We start from the raw sequence: 14,629 nt of genomic DNA, 5'->3' as shown, positions 1-14,629 counted from the left end.
TCTCGGGGGTGCCTCGACCATCCCGGGGGCCGGGGCGCCGGGACGGCCCGGAAGGCCGCCGGCGCCCCGGAGCGGCCCCCTACAGCACGGCGCTCAGGAACTCCCGGGTGCGCTCGTGGTCGGGGTCGCCGAAGAGCTTCTCCGGCGGCCCGGACTCGATCACCCGGCCCGAGTCGAACATCAGCACCTGGTCGGAGATGTCCCGGGCGAAGTTCATCTCGTGGGTCACGCACAGCAGCGTGATGTCGGTGGTGTGCGCGATCTCCCTGAGCAGGTCGAGCACGCCCGCCACCAGCTCCGGGTCCAGGGCCGAGGTCACCTCGTCGAGGAGCAGGATCTCCGGCCGCATGGCGAGCGCCCGGGCGATCGCCACCCGCTGCTGCTGGCCGCCGGACAGCTGCGACGGATGGGCGTCGGTCTTGTCCGCCAGCCCGACGAGATCGAGGAGTTCACGCGCCCGCTCCTCCGCCTCCTCGCGGCCGAGCCCGAGCACGTTGACGGGTGCCTCCGTGATGTTCTGGAGCACCCTCATGTTCGGGAACAGGTTGAACTGCTGGAAGACCATTCCGATCTTCCTGCGGATCCGGCGCAGGTGCTTCTCGTTCGCCGGGAGCAGGGTCCCGTCAGGGCCGGGCATGTGGGACAGCGGCTCGCCGGCCACGTGGATCACGCCGTCGCTGACGCGCTCGAGCGTCATCAGCAGCCGCAGGATGGTCGTCTTCCCCGAGCCGCTCGGCCCGATCAGCGTCACGTGCTCACCGCGCTGGACGGCGAAGTCCAGCCGGTCGAGCACGACATGATCGCCGAAGCGCTTGACCACCTGGTCGAAGCGGACCAGATCCGCGGGCGGCGCGTCCGGCGCCGCGTTCTCGGACGCCCGCGGCGGCGTCTTCTGCAAAGGGTCAGTGGCCAAGGCGCTTCTCCAGCTTTCTCATCAGAAGCGAGGTCGGGTAGCTTGCCGCCAGGAAGAACAGGCCCGCCAGGGTGAACGTCTCGGCGTAGGTGAAGTGGTCCGCGCCGTACTCACGGGCCTTGGCGACCATCTCCTGGACCGTGATGACGGCCAGGAACGGGGTCTCCTTGAACATCGAGATGCCGTAGTTGCCCAGCGCCGGCAGCACCTTGCGCACCGCCTGCGGCAGGATCACCGCCTGCCAGGTGCGGCGCGGCGACATGGACAGCGCCCGGCACGCCTCCCACTGGCCCTTCGGCACGGCGTCGATGCCCGCCCGGTACACCTCCGACAGGTAGGAGGCGTAGTGGATGCCGAGCACCGCGACGCCGATGGTCAGCGGGTCCACCGTGTTGAAGACCGCGTAGGCGCCGACCAGCTGCACCAGCAGCGGGGTGGACCGGACGAACTCGGTGACCGTCCGCACCGGTATGGTGACCAGCCTGCTCGGCACCCGTCCGGCCACGGCCACGAGCAGGCCGAGGACGGCGGCCACCGCGGTGCCGAGGACCGTGGCCAGCAGCGTGGTCAGAAAGCCGTGCCACAGCAGCGGCAGCGAGTCGCGGACCGCGCCCCAGTCCCATTCGTAGTTCACGAGGCGCCTCCCGCCATCTCGGGCTCGCCCGCCGACTCGGAGCCGCGCCGGCGCAGCAGGGCGCGGCGGTCCGTGTGCAGTCCGAGCCGGGACTTGGCACGCCGCTCCAGGGCGTTCATCAGCAGGGTCAGCGCGTAGGCGAGGACGAAGTAGATCACCAGCAGGGTCAGATAGGCCCACGTGGTCGCGCCGGTGCGGTCACGCATCTGCTGGACCACCGTCGTCAGGTCGGCCGCGGAGATCAGCCACAGCAGCGGGGTGCACTTCAGCAGCTGGATCAGCAGGTTCGTGAACGAGGGGATCATCTGCACCCACGCCTGCGGCAGGATCACCCGGCGCATGCGTTGCAGCGGCGTCATGTTCAGCGCGACGGCGGCCTCCCACTGCGCCTTGGGCACGGCGTTCAGCGCGCCGCGCACCACCTCGGAGCCGTAGGCGCCGTAGTTCATGCCGAACGCCACCACACCGCAGAACAGCGGTGACAGTTCGTACCCGGACAGCAGCGGGAACGCGTAGTACAGCCAGAAGAGCTGGACGTACAGCGAGGTGCCGCGGAGGAACTCCACGACCACCCGGGAGACGCCGCGCGCGACCAGGAGCCTGCTGTTCGCCGCGAAGCCGAACGCGAAGGACAGGGCGAGCGCGACGGCCGAGCCGAGGACCGTGGCCTCGACCGTCACAAGCAGCCCCGACCACACGTTGGAGATGTGGTCGAAGAAGTACGTGTAGAAGTCACCCATGGACAGGCGTTCCCGTCAGCCCTTGCACAGGTCGGCGGTCTTCAGGTCCGCCGGCGGGATCGTGTCCTTGCCGAACCCGTACTCCCCGACGAGCTGCACATACCGGCCCGGATCCGAGGTGATCTTCTTCAGCTGCTCGTTGAAGGCGTCCCGGAGCTCCTCGCTGCCCTTGCGGAAGACGGCGCCGCCCGGGCTGTACTGCTTCACGCCGTCGACCACCGGCACGAACGAGTCGGTGACCTCCACCTTCGGGTTGGTCCTGGCCAGCCAGCGCAGCGAGATGCCCGTCAGCACGAAGGCGTCGATCCTGCCCTGCGCGACGGCGTCCGCGCCGTCCTGCGGCTTCTGCAGTGTCCGTATGCCGCTCTCGGAGATTCCGGCGGCGGTGACGTAGCCCTTCTCCACCGCGCCCGACATCACGCCGATGGTCGCGCCGGCCGACTTGGCGGAGGCGAGATCGGTCAGGTTCTTCGGGTTGCCCTTCTTCACCATCATCGCGGTGGGCGAGACGAACTCGGGCTCGGAGAACAGGGCCTTCTGGCAGCGCTCCGGGATGATGGCCATGCCCGCACTGATCACGTCGTACTTGCCGGCCTGGAGACCAGGGATCAGACCGTCCCACTCGGAGAAGGTCGGCTTCAGCTCGTCCACTCCCAGGGCCTTGAAGATCTCTCTGTGCAGCGTCGGCGCCTCGCCCTTGAGCTGCCCGCCCTCCTCGAAGCCGTACGGGGACTCGTTGGCGTAGGCCACCTTCACATAGCCCTGCTTCTTCAGTTGTTCCAGCTTCGAGCCCTTGCCGTCGCCGCTGTCCGTCTTGCTGCAGGCGGCCAGCAGCCCGGGGACGGTGAGCATGCCGCCCACGGCCGCCGTCCTGGTCAGAAAGCCCCGGCGGGACAGGTTGGGGAACTCGGACATGGACACTCACCCTCCAAAAGAGCCTCGTCGGCTCGGGCCCTTCGCAGATAGTGGTGGCGCCTGCCCGATCTCCCTCGTCTATGCGGACGGGCTTGGGGATGTAATCCAACGGTGTCCGGGGGGATACCGTTCCGTGTCCGGATGCGGAGGTGCGGGACGGGTGTGAACTCCCGCGCCTTCGGGCAGACGGCCCCTCAGAAGCTGCGAGGAGGCGCCATGGTGGAACGCCACGTCGAAGTCGCGCTGGAGAAGCGCGGAATCCGCTGCACGGCACGGCTGCTGGACGACCGGGCGCCGCGCACCTGCGCCGCGGTCTGGGACGCGCTCCCGCTGAGCGGGGACGTCTACCACGCGAAGTACGCGCGCAACGAGATCTACGCGCTCTTCGCGCCGTTCGCCCGGGCGGAGCCACCGCTGGAGAATCCGACGGTCACTCCGATCCCGGGCGATCTGTGCTACTTCTCGTTCGCCGGCACCGAACTGGGTACGCAGGCCTACGGCTACGACGGCGTACCCGGCGCCGGGCCGACGGTCGTGGACCTCGCCCTGTTCTACGAGCGCAACAACCTCCTGCTCAACGGGGACGTCGGCTGGGTGCCCGGCATCGTCTGGGGCCAGGTCACCGAGGGCCTGGACGCCATGGCCCAGGCCTGCAACGACCTGTGGCGCTCCGGCGCGGCGGGGGAGACCCTCAGCTTCCGGCGGGCGTGAGCCGGGTCGCCAACCCCGCGTCGTACAGCGCGTGGGCCGCCCGCAGCACCAGGTCGTCGCGGTGCCGCGCGGCCACGATCTGGAGGCCGACCGGCAGGCCGCCCTCGTCCCGGCCCACGGGCACGGACGCCGCCGGCTGCTGGGTCATGTTGAACGGGTACGTGAACGGAGTCCACCCGGTCCAGCGCCGGTGCCCCGAACCCTTCGGCACCTCCGCGCCCGCCTCGAACGCCGTGATCGGCAGGGTCGGCGTGACCAGCAGGTCGTAGCTCTGGTGGAAGTGGCCCATGACGCGGCCTAGTTCCATGCGGACGTCCACGGCGGCCAGGTAGTCCAGCGCCGACAGCCGGGCGCCGGTCGCGCAGATCTCCCGCAGCCCCGGGTCGAGCAACTCCCGCCGTTGGGGCCCCAGATGCTGGACGACACGGGCGGCGCCGCTGAACCACAGAGTGTGGAAGGCCTCCACCGGCTCGGCGAAGTCGGGGTCGCTCTCGGTGACGTACGCGCCGAGCTCCGCCAGCCCCGCGACCGCCCGGCGCACCGCCGTGGCGACCGCCGGGCGCACCGGCACCTGGCCGCCCAGGGACGGCGAGTAGGCGATCCGCAGCCCCCGTACCCCGCCGGCCAGTGCCTCCGTGAACGAGCCGGGGGCCGGGCCGAGCGCCGACCAGTCCCGCGCGTCGGGCACACCGATCACGTCGAGCAGCAGCGCCGCGTCCGCCGCGTCCCGGGTCATCGGACCCACGTGCGACAGGGTGCCGAAGGCGCTGGGCGGATACAGCGGGACCCGGCCGTACGTCGGCTTCAGGCCGAAGATCCCGCACATCGCGGCCGGGATGCGCACACTGCCGCCGCCGTCCGTGCCCAGCGACAGCGGGCCCGCGCCGAGCGCCACGGCCGCCGCGCTGCCGCCACTGGAGCCGCCGGCGGTGCGGGCCGGGTCGTGGGGGTTGCGGGTGACACCGGTCAGCGGGGAGTCCGTGACGCCCTTCCAGCCGAACTCGGGGGTCGTGGTCTTGCCGAGGAAGACCGCGCCGTGCTCGCGCAGCCGGGCCACCGAGGGGGCGTCCTCGTCCCAACGGCCCTCCTCCGGCACGGTCCTGGAACCGCGCAGGGTGGGATGGCCGCGCAGCAGCAGGATGTCCTTGACGGTGACCGGCACTCCGTCCAGCAGCCCCGACGGCCTTCCGCGCCGCCACCGGTCCTCCGACTCCCGGGCCCGCGCCAAAGCGTCCTCGGCGGTGATCCGGACGAACGCGTTCACCTCCGGCTGGATCCGCTCGGCCCGTTCCAGGGCCGCCCGGGTGGCCTCCACTGGGCTGAACTCGCCCTTGCGGTAGCCGTCGAGCAGTTCTCCCGCGGTCAGCTCGGTGAGTGCGGTCATCGCGCCTCCAGACAGGGGTCAGTGTCCCGGTACGTATCCGCGCCGTTTGTCGACGACGTTCGGCAGCGGCTCGCCCGCCTCCCAGCGGCCGTACAGATCGACGAACTGGGCCGCCAGCTCGTCTTGCCAGCCGACCGTGTCACCGCTCATGTGCGGGGACACGACCAGGCCCGGCACCCGCCACAACGGGCTGTCCGGGGTGAGGGGTTCGTCCTGGAAGACGTCCAGGGCGGCGCCCGCGATCCAGCGGTCCGCGAGCGCCCGGACGAGCGCCTCCTCGTCGACGAGCTGCCCCCGGCCGACGTTGACGAAGCGGGCCGAGGGCTGCATGAGGCCGAACCGGCGGGCGTCGAACATGCCGCGGGTCTCCTCGGTCAGCGGGGCCGCCGCGATCACCCAGTCGGCGCGGGCGACGAGCCGGTCCAGGTCCTCCGGGCCGTGCACTCCGGCGCGCGCGGCACGGCCGACGACCGCCGCCCGCACCCCCAGCGCGCCGAGCGTGCGGGCGATCGCCCGGCCGATCGGCCCGGAGCCCACGACACACGCGCGCGTACCGGCCACCCGCTGCGACTCGCGGTGCAGCCACCGCCCCTCGCGCTGGAAGTCCAGGGTCCGCGGCAGGTCCTTGGCCAGGGCGAGGACGAGCGCGGCGACGTACTCGGCGATCGGCTCGTCGAACACGCCCCGCGCGTTGGTCACCACCGTGCCGGACGCCGCGATCTCGGGGCACATCAGATGGTCCACGCCCGCGCTCGCCGTGTGCACCCAGCGGGGCCGCGGGCCCTCGCCCGGCCAGGCCTCCCGCACCGCGGTGGAGGTGAAGTCCCACACGAGCAGCACGTCCGCCTCGGGAAGCCGCGCGGCCAGCCCGGCCGCGTCCGTGCGCACGATCCGGGCGCGGCCGGTGAGCCGGCCCAGACGCGGCGGCGGATCGGCGTCCAGGACGAGCAGGACGGGGACACTCATGGCGAGCCGTTTCTCGTAAGGGGCGGCCGTCTGACGTGCACGGATTGACCACGCTCGCACCCGAACCTACCTTCGTCAACACGGGCGCCCGTACGGACGGTTGCTGTCTGCTGCCCCACCGTGTCGTTCACCTGCCGTCAGTGCCGCCCTTCCGTCTCCCTCACGTGAGGCAGGTGTCTGCCATGGACGCCACGAACGACATGAACGGCATGGGGATCTCCTTCCTCGGCGGCCCGCGCCCGCAGCGCGGAGTCGGGGTCGTCGCCCCCTTCGACTTCGCGCTGGACCGCGAGCTGTGGCGGTGGGTGCCGGACGAGGTCTCGCTGCACCTGACGCGGACGCCGTTCGTGCCGGTGGAGGTGAGCCTGGACCTGGCGCGGCTGGTCAGCGAGCACCAGACGCTCGACGCCGCGGTGCGCACCCTGACCGCCGTCGCGCCCGAGGTCGTCGCCTACGCCTGCGCCTCGGGCAGCTTCGTCGGCGGGATCGCCGGCGAGCGCGCCATGTGCGGGGCGATGACACGGGCGGGCGCGGTGGCCGCGGTGACCACGTCCGGGGCGCTGCTGGAGGCGCTCGCGGAACTCGGCACCCGGCGGGTGGCGCTGGTGACCCCGTACACGGTGTCCTTGACGCGCTCGCTCCTGGACTACCTGGCCGAGGCCGGCGTCACCGTCACCGGGTGCGCGTACATGGGGCTGACCCGGCACATCTGGAAGGTGCCGTACCGCGGCGTGGTCGACATGGCCCGCCGGGCCGCGCGCCGCAACCGCCCCCAGGCGCTGTTCCTGTCCTGCACGAACCTGCCGACCTACGACGTGATCCCGCAGCTGGAGGCCGAGCTGCGCATACCGGTGATCTCGGCCAACCAGGTCACGATGTGGGCTGCGCTGCGCCGGCTGGGTACCCGAGCGGTGGGGCCCTACCAGGCGCTGCCGGCCGGTGTGCCTCCCGCGCCGCCCGGTCCGCGGCACGGTGACGGCGGCGCCTGGCCCGTACTGTCCGACGAACAGCAGGAAGGCAGGCCATGACCGCACTCGGATTCCTCTACCCGGGCCACTCCGCAGAGGACGACTATCCGCGCATCGAGCAGCTCCTGGGCAGCGACATCCGGGTGGACCTGGTCCACACCGACATCGGCGAGGACGCGCACCGGGTGGACGCGCTGTACGAGATGGGCTCGCCCGAGCGGCTCGCGCAGGGCGTGCAGGGGCTGCGGCTGTCCGGCGCGGAGGCGGTGGTGTGGGCGTGCACCAGCGGCAGCTTCGTACGCGGCTGGCAGGGCGCGCACGAGCAGGTCCGCGCGCTGGCCCGGGTGGCGGGCATGCCGGCCTCCTCCACGTCCTTCGCCTTCGTGCACGCGGCGGCCGAGATCGGCGCCCACCGGGTCGCGGTCGCCGCGACCTACCCGAAGGACGTCACCGGCCTGTTCGCGGACTTCCTGCGCGCCGGGAAGGTGGAGGTGGCCGCCGCCCGCAGCGCGGGGATCATCACCGCGGCCGAGGTGGGCACCTGGGGCGAGGCGGAGATCCTGGCCCTGGCGCGGGAGGCGGACGTCCCCGAGGCGGACGCGGTCCTGCTGCCCGACACCGCCCTGCACACGGCGTCCCACCTGCCCGCCCTGGAGAAGCACCTCGGCAAGCCCGTCCTCACGGCGAACCAGGTGACCGTCTGGGAGGCGCTGCGGCTCACCGACCGCCGGGTCAACGCGCCTGCTCTGGGCGCGCTGTTCATACGGGAGCCGATCGTCCAGGTGTGACACCGGCGCGGTTGCGGTCCCCCTCGCGCGGGCGGACGCTGGAAGTGTCCGGCGGTGCAGCGAGAACGCCCGGGGCCCGGGACGACCGACGCCCCCGCCTTCCTGTGTCATCCCCCTGGTTGGTGTCCCCCGGCAACGGCCCGTGGTCGCCGCCGTCGTCCAGCGTTCGACGCGGAGGTGACCCAGGTGAAAGCCGTCGTCTACGAAAAGCCCTTCAACGTCACGGTGAGGGACGTCGACGATCCCCAGATCCAGCACCCGAACGATGTGATCGTACGGGTCACGTCCACCGCGATCTGCGGTTCCGACCTGCACATGTACGAGGGCCGCACGGCCGCCAAGGCGGGAATCGTCTTCGGCCACGAGAACCTCGGCATCGTCGAGGAGGTCGGCGACGGCGTGACGTCGCTGTCCCAGGGCGACCGGGTCGTGATGCCGTTCAACGTGGCCTGCGGGTTCTGCAAGAACTGTCTCGCCGGGAAGACCGGGTTCTGTCTGACGGTGAACCCCGGCTTCGCCGGAGGCGCCTACGGATACGTGGCGATGGGCCCCTACACCGGCGGCCAGGCCGAGCGGCTGAGGGTGCCGTTCGCCGACTTCAACTGTCTGAAGCTGCCGCCGGGCGACGAGTTCGAGACGGACTTCGTGCTGCTCGCCGACATCTTCCCGACCGGCTACCACGGCTGCGAACTCGCCAAGGTGTCGCCCGGTGAGTCCGTCGCCGTCTTCGGCGCCGGACCGGTGGGCCTGATGGGCGCCTACTCGGCGCTGCTGCGCGGCGCGTCGATGGTGTTCTCGGTCGACCGGGTGCCCGAGCGGCTCGCCAAGGCGGAGGAGATCGGGGCCATCCCCATCGACTTCACCAAGGGCGACCCGACCGAGCAGATCATGGAGATGACCAACGGCGAGGGCACCGACAAGGGTGTGGACGCCGTCGGCTACCAGGCCCAGTCGCACAAGGACGTCAGCCACGAGGAGCCCGCCGTCGTCCTCAACACGCTGGTCGAGACGGTACGACCCACCGGCCTGCTCGGCATACCGGGGTTGTACGTGCCCTCCGACCCGGGCGGGCCCGACGAGCACGCCAAGCACGGCCAGCTGCTGGTCTCCATCGGCAAGATGTTCGAGAAGGGCCAGCAGATGGGTACCGGCCAGTGCAACGTGAAGCAGTACAACCGCCAGCTGCGCGATCTGATCATCGCCGGGCGCGCCAAGCCCAGCTTCGTGGTCTCCCACGAGCTGCCGCTGGCCGACGCGCCCCAGGCGTACCAGAAGTTCGACAAGCGGATCGAGGGCTACACCAAGGTGGTCCTGCACCCGGGCCACGCGCTCGCTGCGTGAACGCGGGCTGAGACGAGCCGCCGCGGCCGGCTCCGCCCCGGGCCCCGTTCGGGTCCGGGGCGGAGCTCCGTGGCGGCTCCTTCACGCATGCGAGACGCGCGGGTCGGTGGGAAAGGAACAAACGGCAGCGGTTCCCTGTTGACGCCGGTCGGAAAAGGCACGGCCAAGAACAGGGAGGCACCCGTGGCGGGAGACGAGATCAGGGGCACGGCACTCGGGACCGCCCCGGTACCCCTGTCCGTACTGGACCTGGTGACCGTGGGCGCGGGGTACACCGCGACCGACGCGCTGCGCACCAGCGCCGCCCTGTCGAGGACCGCGGAGTCCCGCGGCTACCACCGCTACTGGGTCGCCGAGCACCACTCGATGCCGGGCGTCGCCTCCTCCTCGCCGGCCGTGATCCTCGCCCACCTCGCCGCCCACACCGACCGGATCCGCCTCGGCTCCGGCGGCGTGATGCTGCCCAACCACGCTCCGCTGGTCATCGCGGAGCAGTTCGGCACCCTGGAGGCCTTGGCGCCCGGCCGCGTCGACCTGGGTCTCGGCCGCGCCCCCGGCACGGACGGCGCCACCGCCGCCGCCCTGCGGCGCACCGACCACCTCGACGGGGGCGCCGACGACTTCCCCCAGCAGCTCGCCGAGCTGATCCGCTTCCTCGACGACGACTTCCCCGACGGCCACCCCTACCGCCGCATCCACGCCGTGCCCGGCCCGGTCCAGGCGACCTCCCCGGGTGGCGTGCAGTCCCGGCACCGTCCGCCGGTCTGGCTGCTCGGCTCCTCCGGCTTCAGCGCCCGCCTGGCCGGCACGCTCGGCCTGCCGTTCGCGTTCGCCCACCACTTCTCCGCGCAGAACACCGTCCCGGCCCTCGACCTCTACCGAGATTCGTTCCGCCCGAGCGCGGTGCTGGACGCCCCGTACGCCCTCATCGGCGTCGCCGCCCTCGCCACCGAGGAGGAGCGCGAGGCGCGCCGCCAGGTGCTGGCCGCCGCCCTGAACATGGTCCGGCTGCGCACCGGCCGTCCCGGCCTCGTGCCCACCCCGGAGGAGGCGGAGGCGCACGAATTCAGCTCGATGGAGCGGGAGTTCGTCGATTCCTGGAACGCCAACGTCGTCCACGGCACCCCCGACGAGGTCCGCTCCGGCCTCGACGACCTGCAAAAACGCACCGGCGCCGACGAGTTGATGATCACGAGCAATGCGCACAGCGGCGCCGTACGCCTGCGCAGCTACGAACTCATCGCGGACGCCTACGGACTGCCGGCGGACGTCCGGTCACTGCCCGGCGACTGAACGGGCCCGGCACCAGCTCCGGCCGAGCGAACGGGCCCGGCTCCGTCCGGCCGAACAGGTTCAGCTCCGGCCGTCCAGCAGCTCGGAGATGCGGTCGGGCGACACCGGCCGGGAGTACAGCCACCCCTGTCCGGTGTCGCAGCCGATCCGGCGCAGCCTGCTCGCCTGGTCGGACGTCTCCACGCACTCGGCGGTGACGGTCAGCCCCAGCCGGTGGGCGAGCTGGATCATCGCCTCCACGATGACCTCGTCCGCGGGGCTCGGCCGGCTCGCCGCGCCCTCCGGATCCTCGTGCTGGAACCCTCGTACGAAGGAGCCGTCCAGCTTCAGCGCCGACACGGGCAGGCGGCTGAGGTAGGCGAGGTTGGAGTACCCGGTGCCGAAGTCGTCGATGGCGATGTGCACGCCCATGTCGTTCAGGGACCGCAGGGCCTCGAGCGGCCGCCCGGCCGAGCCCATCACGGCGGACTCGGTCAGCTCCAGCTGGAGCAGGTGCGGCGCCAGCCCGGTCCGGGCGAGCACCTCGGCCACGTCCGCGACCAGGTCGGAGTCCCACACCTGGCGGACGGCCACGTTGACGCTGACGAAGATCGGCGGCTCGTCCGGGTGGTCCAGCTGCCAGCGGCGGGCCTGGTGGCAGGCGGTGGCCAGGATCCAGCGGCCCAGCGGCACGATCGAGCCGTCCTCCTCCGCCAGCGCGATGAACCGATTCGGCGTCAGCGTGCCGAGCTCCGGGTGCCGCCAGCGGACGAGGGCCTCGACCCCGCGGAGCCGTCCGTCCTCCATGCCGACCAGCGGCTGGTACTCCAGGGCGAACTCGCCGCGTTCGACGGCCGCGCGCAGCGTGGAGACCAGGGCCTGACGGGTCATGCGGTGCGCGTTGCGCTCGGGGTCGAACAGGGTCCAGCGGGCCTTGCCGTCCGCCTTGGCCCAGTACAGCGTCGTGTCGGCGGCCTGCATCAGCGCGGTGGCCGACGATCCGGCCGCGTGCCGTTCGACCACGCCGATGGACGCCGACACCGACAGGAGCCGGCCGGCGACCTCGAAGGGATCCTGGAGGGCCGAGAGCACTGACTCGGCCAGCTCCGCGAGCTGCTCGGTGCCGGTCGAGTCCTCGACGAACAGCGCGAACTCGTCGCCGCCGAGCCTGGCCACCAGCGGTGTGCTGGTGCGGCCGTGGCCGGCCTCGTCGGCGCACCGGGTCAGCCGTTCGGCCACCGCGGCGAGCAGCCGGTCGCCGACACGGTGGCCGAGGGTGTCGTTGACCGCCTTGAAGCCGTCGAGGTCCAGGTAGCACAGGCCGACCCGGCCGCTCCCGCCGCGCTCGTACGACTCCGTCTCCAGCGCGGCGGACAGGCGCTCGAAGAACAGGGTGCGGTTGGGCAGCCGGGTCATCGGGTCGTGGTTCTTCAAGTGCCGCAGCCGGGCCTGGAGTTCCCGCCGGGCGCTGATGTCGGCCACGGACAGCAGCACGCCCGGGGAGCCGGGGGTCAGGGGCGCGACCGTGACCTGGACCCACAGCCGGTGGCCGTCGGGGTGCTTGAGCCGGCGGGCACAGCGCAGTCGGGCTTGCCGGCCGCGCAGCACCTCGCCGTAGGCGTGCCGGGTGCGCGTGTCGGAGGCCAGGTCCACCAGTTCGGCGGCGGGCTGCCCCGCCAGTTCGTCGGGGCCGGCGCCGAGGAGCGCGCCGAAGGTCTCGTTGGCGCTGACGACCAGGCCCTCGTGGTCGACGACGGCCATCGCCAGCGGCGCCGCGGCGAACGCGGACCGGAAGGGTCGGTCGGCCCCGGTGGCCGGAGCGGCGTTCAGGAGGGAGTCCGGGGCGGAGCCCGGGGCCGGTTCCAGGACGGATTCGGGTGCCGGTTCCAGGATGGGTGCCGGGGCTGATTCCCGGGCGGGTTCCGGGGTGGTGCAGGCCGCTGGTGGTGCGGACCCGAGCAGGTCCATGACGGGCACGGATTCGGCCAGGACGGTGAATCGGGGGCCGGCGGGGGCCGGTTCCGCCATTGGGGTGAGGCCGTGGACGGGGAGGAACTCGGCGGGACCGGTGCCGGAGGGCGCGGGCGCGGTGGGGGCGTCGGCCCGCTCGGCGGCGGCGGCCGTGACCGGGTCGGTACCCGGAGATCTCCCGGCATCACTCTCTGTGACAGTAGGTCGGATGAGGTCTGCCGCGGGCGTCGGCCCTTCGGACGTTCCGCTCACCGCTCGCTCCCGCAGTGCACTCGGTTCTTCTTATCGGTCTCGTCGGGTGGCCGGCCGGGTGATGGACGGCGGCTCGGCCCGTGTCCGCGCAGGAAAGTGCAGGGAAAGTGTGTCGATCATAGATGCCGTCGGCGAACCCCTTCCAGCCACTCACCGGTCCCGCGCGGCGACTGGCCGTTCGCCCGGATCGCTTCCGATCACACCTGGACGCGTTCTTTATATGGCTGACCACTTGTGACGTTCCGTGAGCGGTTCGGGGGTGTCGTATCCCCGGACCCGCGCCGGACCGTCCTGTCGTGAACTCGCGTCCCTCACCCTTCCGGTGCAGACAAACAGGGCGTACCCCTACAAACTCCCACAGGCTGGGTGCGTTGTCCCGCGAACCGCCCCGGAGGTCCTCGTGCCGTGTCAGCTGCCCCTGAAGGCGCTCGGCCATGACGTCCTCAGGGCGCTGAACCATGCCGGGGTGCGCCCCCGGCTGCGCAGCACCGCGGCCGTGGTCACCACCATGTCGGCGGTCGCCGCCACCTCGATCCTGGGCGGGCCGTCGGTCGCCGAGCCGTTCTCCACCGCGCCCTGCGCCCTGCAACGCACGGACGCCCACCACTCGGAGGGGCTGGACACCTGGAACCCCTCCTACGCACGGCCGACCGGGACGCTGAACGCCGTCATGGTGTTCCTGTCCTTCCCGGACTCCACCCCGCGCACCACCCCGGCCGAACTCACCGCCGACCACTTCCCGGCCACCAGCCGGTACTTCGAACAGGCGTCGTACGGCAGGTTCACCCTGCGCCCCCACCCGCTGCGGCACTGGCTCCGGATGCCGCGCCCGTCCACCGCGTACGCCATGCACCGGGACTGGAACGCCCGGGACCGCACCGCGTATCTGCGCGACGCGCTCGCCGCGGCCGACCCCGAGGTCGACTTCTCGCGCTACGACGTCGTCTACTTCGTCGCCGACCCGGACGCGCCCGGTGTCGACGCGGACGCGACGAAGGTCGTCAATCTGGACACCCCGCTGCGGGCCGACGGCAAGGAGATCCGGCGGGTGGTGACCGTCTTCGAACGGCACCCGCCGGACCGGTTGGTGCTCGCCCACGAGTCCGGGCACGTCTTCGACCTGCCCGACCTGTACCACCGGCCCGCGGACGGCAAGGGCGACTGGGACACCTACGTCGGGGACTGGGATCTGATGGGCAGCCAGTTCGGCCTCTCACCCGACCTGTTCGCCTGGCACAAGTGGAAGCTCGGATGGCTGGACCCCCGTCAGGTGACCTGTGTGCGAGGAGGGCCGACCCGGCTGACCCTGGAACCGGTGGAGGTGGGCCCGGCGGGTGCGGGTTCGTCGGTGACGGCCACCGCGGGGTCGCCACTGTTCGGGCTCGGCAGCGGAACGAAGCTGGTGGTGGTGCGCACCGGGAGAGACAGCGTGCTGGCCATCGAGGCGCGGGCGGCGGTCGGCAACGACGTGACCGGGTGCCGGCAGGGGGTGCTGGTGTACCGGGTGCGCGGCGGGGCGGAGTCCGGCGGCGGCCCGATCGAGGTGATCGACGCCCATCCGCACACCGCGGCCTGCGAGGAGACCTCGGTCCAGCCCGCGCTCGCCGACGCCCCGATCGACGTGGGGGAGAGCTTCACCGTGCCGGGCGACGGGATCCGGGTGGAGGTGGAGAACCGTACGGCGTCCGGCGCGTACACCGTCAAGATCACCACGGTGTGACGCCCGCCGCTCACAAACAGCGACGGCGAGACCGGTTCGCTCTCCGCGACCCTG

13 protein-coding genes are annotated in these 14,629 nt (G+C 71.9%); 6 read left to right on the top strand and 7 right to left on the bottom strand.

Translation table 11 applies throughout. The annotated features are described in order from the left end of the window. Nucleotides 1-79: 79 nt before the first annotated feature. The 4 genes from ehuA to ehuB are packed head-to-tail and all read right to left on the bottom strand — an operon-like array spanning nt 80 to nt 3,202. Complete coding sequence (gene ehuA, locus ACIQFZ_RS05555; RefSeq protein ID WP_402690672.1) at nt 80-913, bottom strand: ectoine/hydroxyectoine ABC transporter ATP-binding protein EhuA; 834 nt, start codon at nt 911-913, stop codon at nt 80-82. Further along, the gene (gene ehuD, locus ACIQFZ_RS05550) at nt 903-1,547 is read right to left on the bottom strand and encodes an ectoine/hydroxyectoine ABC transporter permease subunit EhuD (RefSeq protein WP_383055642.1); all 645 of its coding nucleotides are present in this window, start codon (nt 1,545-1,547) and stop codon (nt 903-905) included. The genes ehuA and ehuD overlap by 11 nt, the downstream gene beginning before the upstream one ends. Further along, nucleotides 1,544-2,287 (bottom strand): ectoine/hydroxyectoine ABC transporter permease subunit EhuC, encoded by a 744-nt coding sequence (gene ehuC / locus ACIQFZ_RS05545; RefSeq protein WP_365425258.1) that lies wholly within the window; start codon nt 2,285-2,287, stop codon nt 1,544-1,546. The genes ehuD and ehuC overlap by 4 nt, the downstream gene beginning before the upstream one ends. A 15-nt stretch (nt 2,288-2,302) precedes the next feature. Next, the gene (gene ehuB, locus ACIQFZ_RS05540) at nt 2,303-3,202 is read right to left on the bottom strand and encodes an ectoine/hydroxyectoine ABC transporter substrate-binding protein EhuB (protein ID WP_365425256.1); all 900 of its coding nucleotides are present in this window, start codon (nt 3,200-3,202) and stop codon (nt 2,303-2,305) included. Between the two features lie 216 nt (nt 3,203-3,418). On the opposite strand from ehuB, the gene ACIQFZ_RS05535 reads away from it, so the two are divergent. Continuing rightward, the gene (locus ACIQFZ_RS05535; RefSeq protein ID WP_365425254.1) at nt 3,419-3,913 is read left to right on the top strand and encodes a DUF3830 family protein; all 495 of its coding nucleotides are present in this window, start codon (nt 3,419-3,421) and stop codon (nt 3,911-3,913) included. On the opposite strand, the gene ACIQFZ_RS05530 is transcribed toward ACIQFZ_RS05535, so the two are convergent. Continuing rightward, entirely contained in the window at nt 3,894-5,297 is a 1,404-nt protein-coding gene (locus ACIQFZ_RS05530) for an amidase (protein WP_402690671.1), read from the bottom strand. The genes ACIQFZ_RS05535 and ACIQFZ_RS05530 overlap by 20 nt on opposite strands. A gap of 18 nt (nt 5,298-5,315) precedes the next feature. Beyond that, nucleotides 5,316-6,263 carry a D-2-hydroxyacid dehydrogenase gene (locus tag ACIQFZ_RS05525; protein ID WP_365425250.1) on the bottom strand — a complete coding sequence of 316 codons (948 nt, stop codon included), beginning with the start codon at nt 6,261-6,263 and terminating at the stop codon, nt 5,316-5,318. Between the two features lie 209 nt (nt 6,264-6,472). Between ACIQFZ_RS05525 and ACIQFZ_RS05520 the strand changes: the two genes are divergently transcribed. The 4 genes from ACIQFZ_RS05520 to ACIQFZ_RS05505 all read left to right on the top strand — a co-directional run bounded on the left by ACIQFZ_RS05520 (nt 6,473) and on the right by ACIQFZ_RS05505 (nt 10,653). Further along, on the top strand, nt 6,473-7,291 hold the full coding sequence (locus tag ACIQFZ_RS05520) for a decarboxylase (protein ID WP_402690749.1): 819 nt from the start codon (nt 6,473-6,475) through the stop codon (nt 7,289-7,291). Next, a complete protein-coding gene (locus ACIQFZ_RS05515) occupies nt 7,288-8,019 on the top strand; it encodes an aspartate/glutamate racemase family protein (RefSeq protein WP_365425248.1) in 732 nt (243 codons plus the stop codon). Before ACIQFZ_RS05520 ends, ACIQFZ_RS05515 begins: the two co-directional genes overlap by 4 nt. A gap of 186 nt (nt 8,020-8,205) precedes the next feature. Next, a complete protein-coding gene (locus ACIQFZ_RS05510; RefSeq protein ID WP_365425246.1) occupies nt 8,206-9,360 on the top strand; it encodes a glutathione-independent formaldehyde dehydrogenase in 1,155 nt (384 codons plus the stop codon). 183 nt (nt 9,361-9,543) lie between these two features. Further along, complete coding sequence (locus tag ACIQFZ_RS05505) at nt 9,544-10,653, top strand: LLM class flavin-dependent oxidoreductase (RefSeq protein ID WP_361415433.1); 1,110 nt, start codon at nt 9,544-9,546, stop codon at nt 10,651-10,653. A 60-nt stretch (nt 10,654-10,713) separates the two neighbouring features. Here the strand turns inward: ACIQFZ_RS05505 and ACIQFZ_RS05500 are convergent, their stop codons facing one another. Beyond that, nucleotides 10,714-12,855 (bottom strand): EAL domain-containing protein, encoded by a 2,142-nt coding sequence (locus ACIQFZ_RS05500; protein WP_402690670.1) that lies wholly within the window; start codon nt 12,853-12,855, stop codon nt 10,714-10,716. A 400-nt stretch (nt 12,856-13,255) separates the two neighbouring features. Between ACIQFZ_RS05500 and ACIQFZ_RS05495 the strand changes: the two genes are divergently transcribed. Further along, nucleotides 13,256-14,575, top strand: a complete 1,320-nt coding sequence (locus ACIQFZ_RS05495; protein WP_383055635.1) for a M6 family metalloprotease domain-containing protein — start codon at nt 13,256-13,258, stop codon at nt 14,573-14,575. Nucleotides 14,576-14,629: the final 54 nt, after the last annotated feature.

Origin of the sequence: Streptomyces sp. NPDC093064, from assembly GCF_044754605.1 — a bacterium.
GTDB lineage: Bacteria > Actinomycetota > Actinomycetes > Streptomycetales > Streptomycetaceae > Streptomyces.
Note: the sequence above shows the minus strand (reverse complement) of the source record. Positions and strands in the feature narration are given on the sequence as shown.

What these genes read in the sequence shown, in the direction of transcription:
- ehuB (WP_365425256.1), bottom strand. Translation starts at nt 3,202, where the DNA reads ATGTCCGAGTTCCCCAACCTGTCCCGCCGGGGCTTTCTGACCAGGACG.
- ACIQFZ_RS05535 (WP_365425254.1), top strand. Translation starts at nt 3,419, where the DNA reads ATGGTGGAACGCCACGTCGAAGTCGCGCTGGAGAAGCGCGGAATCCGC.
- ACIQFZ_RS05520 (WP_402690749.1), top strand. Translation starts at nt 6,473, where the DNA reads ATGGGGATCTCCTTCCTCGGCGGCCCGCGCCCGCAGCGCGGAGTCGGG.
- ACIQFZ_RS05530 (WP_402690671.1), bottom strand. Translation starts at nt 5,297, where the DNA reads ATGACCGCACTCACCGAGCTGACCGCGGGAGAACTGCTCGACGGCTAC.
- ehuC (WP_365425258.1), bottom strand. Translation starts at nt 2,287, where the DNA reads ATGGGTGACTTCTACACGTACTTCTTCGACCACATCTCCAACGTGTGG.
- ACIQFZ_RS05515 (WP_365425248.1), top strand. Translation starts at nt 7,288, where the DNA reads ATGACCGCACTCGGATTCCTCTACCCGGGCCACTCCGCAGAGGACGAC.
- ACIQFZ_RS05525 (WP_365425250.1), bottom strand. Translation starts at nt 6,263, where the DNA reads ATGAGTGTCCCCGTCCTGCTCGTCCTGGACGCCGATCCGCCGCCGCGT.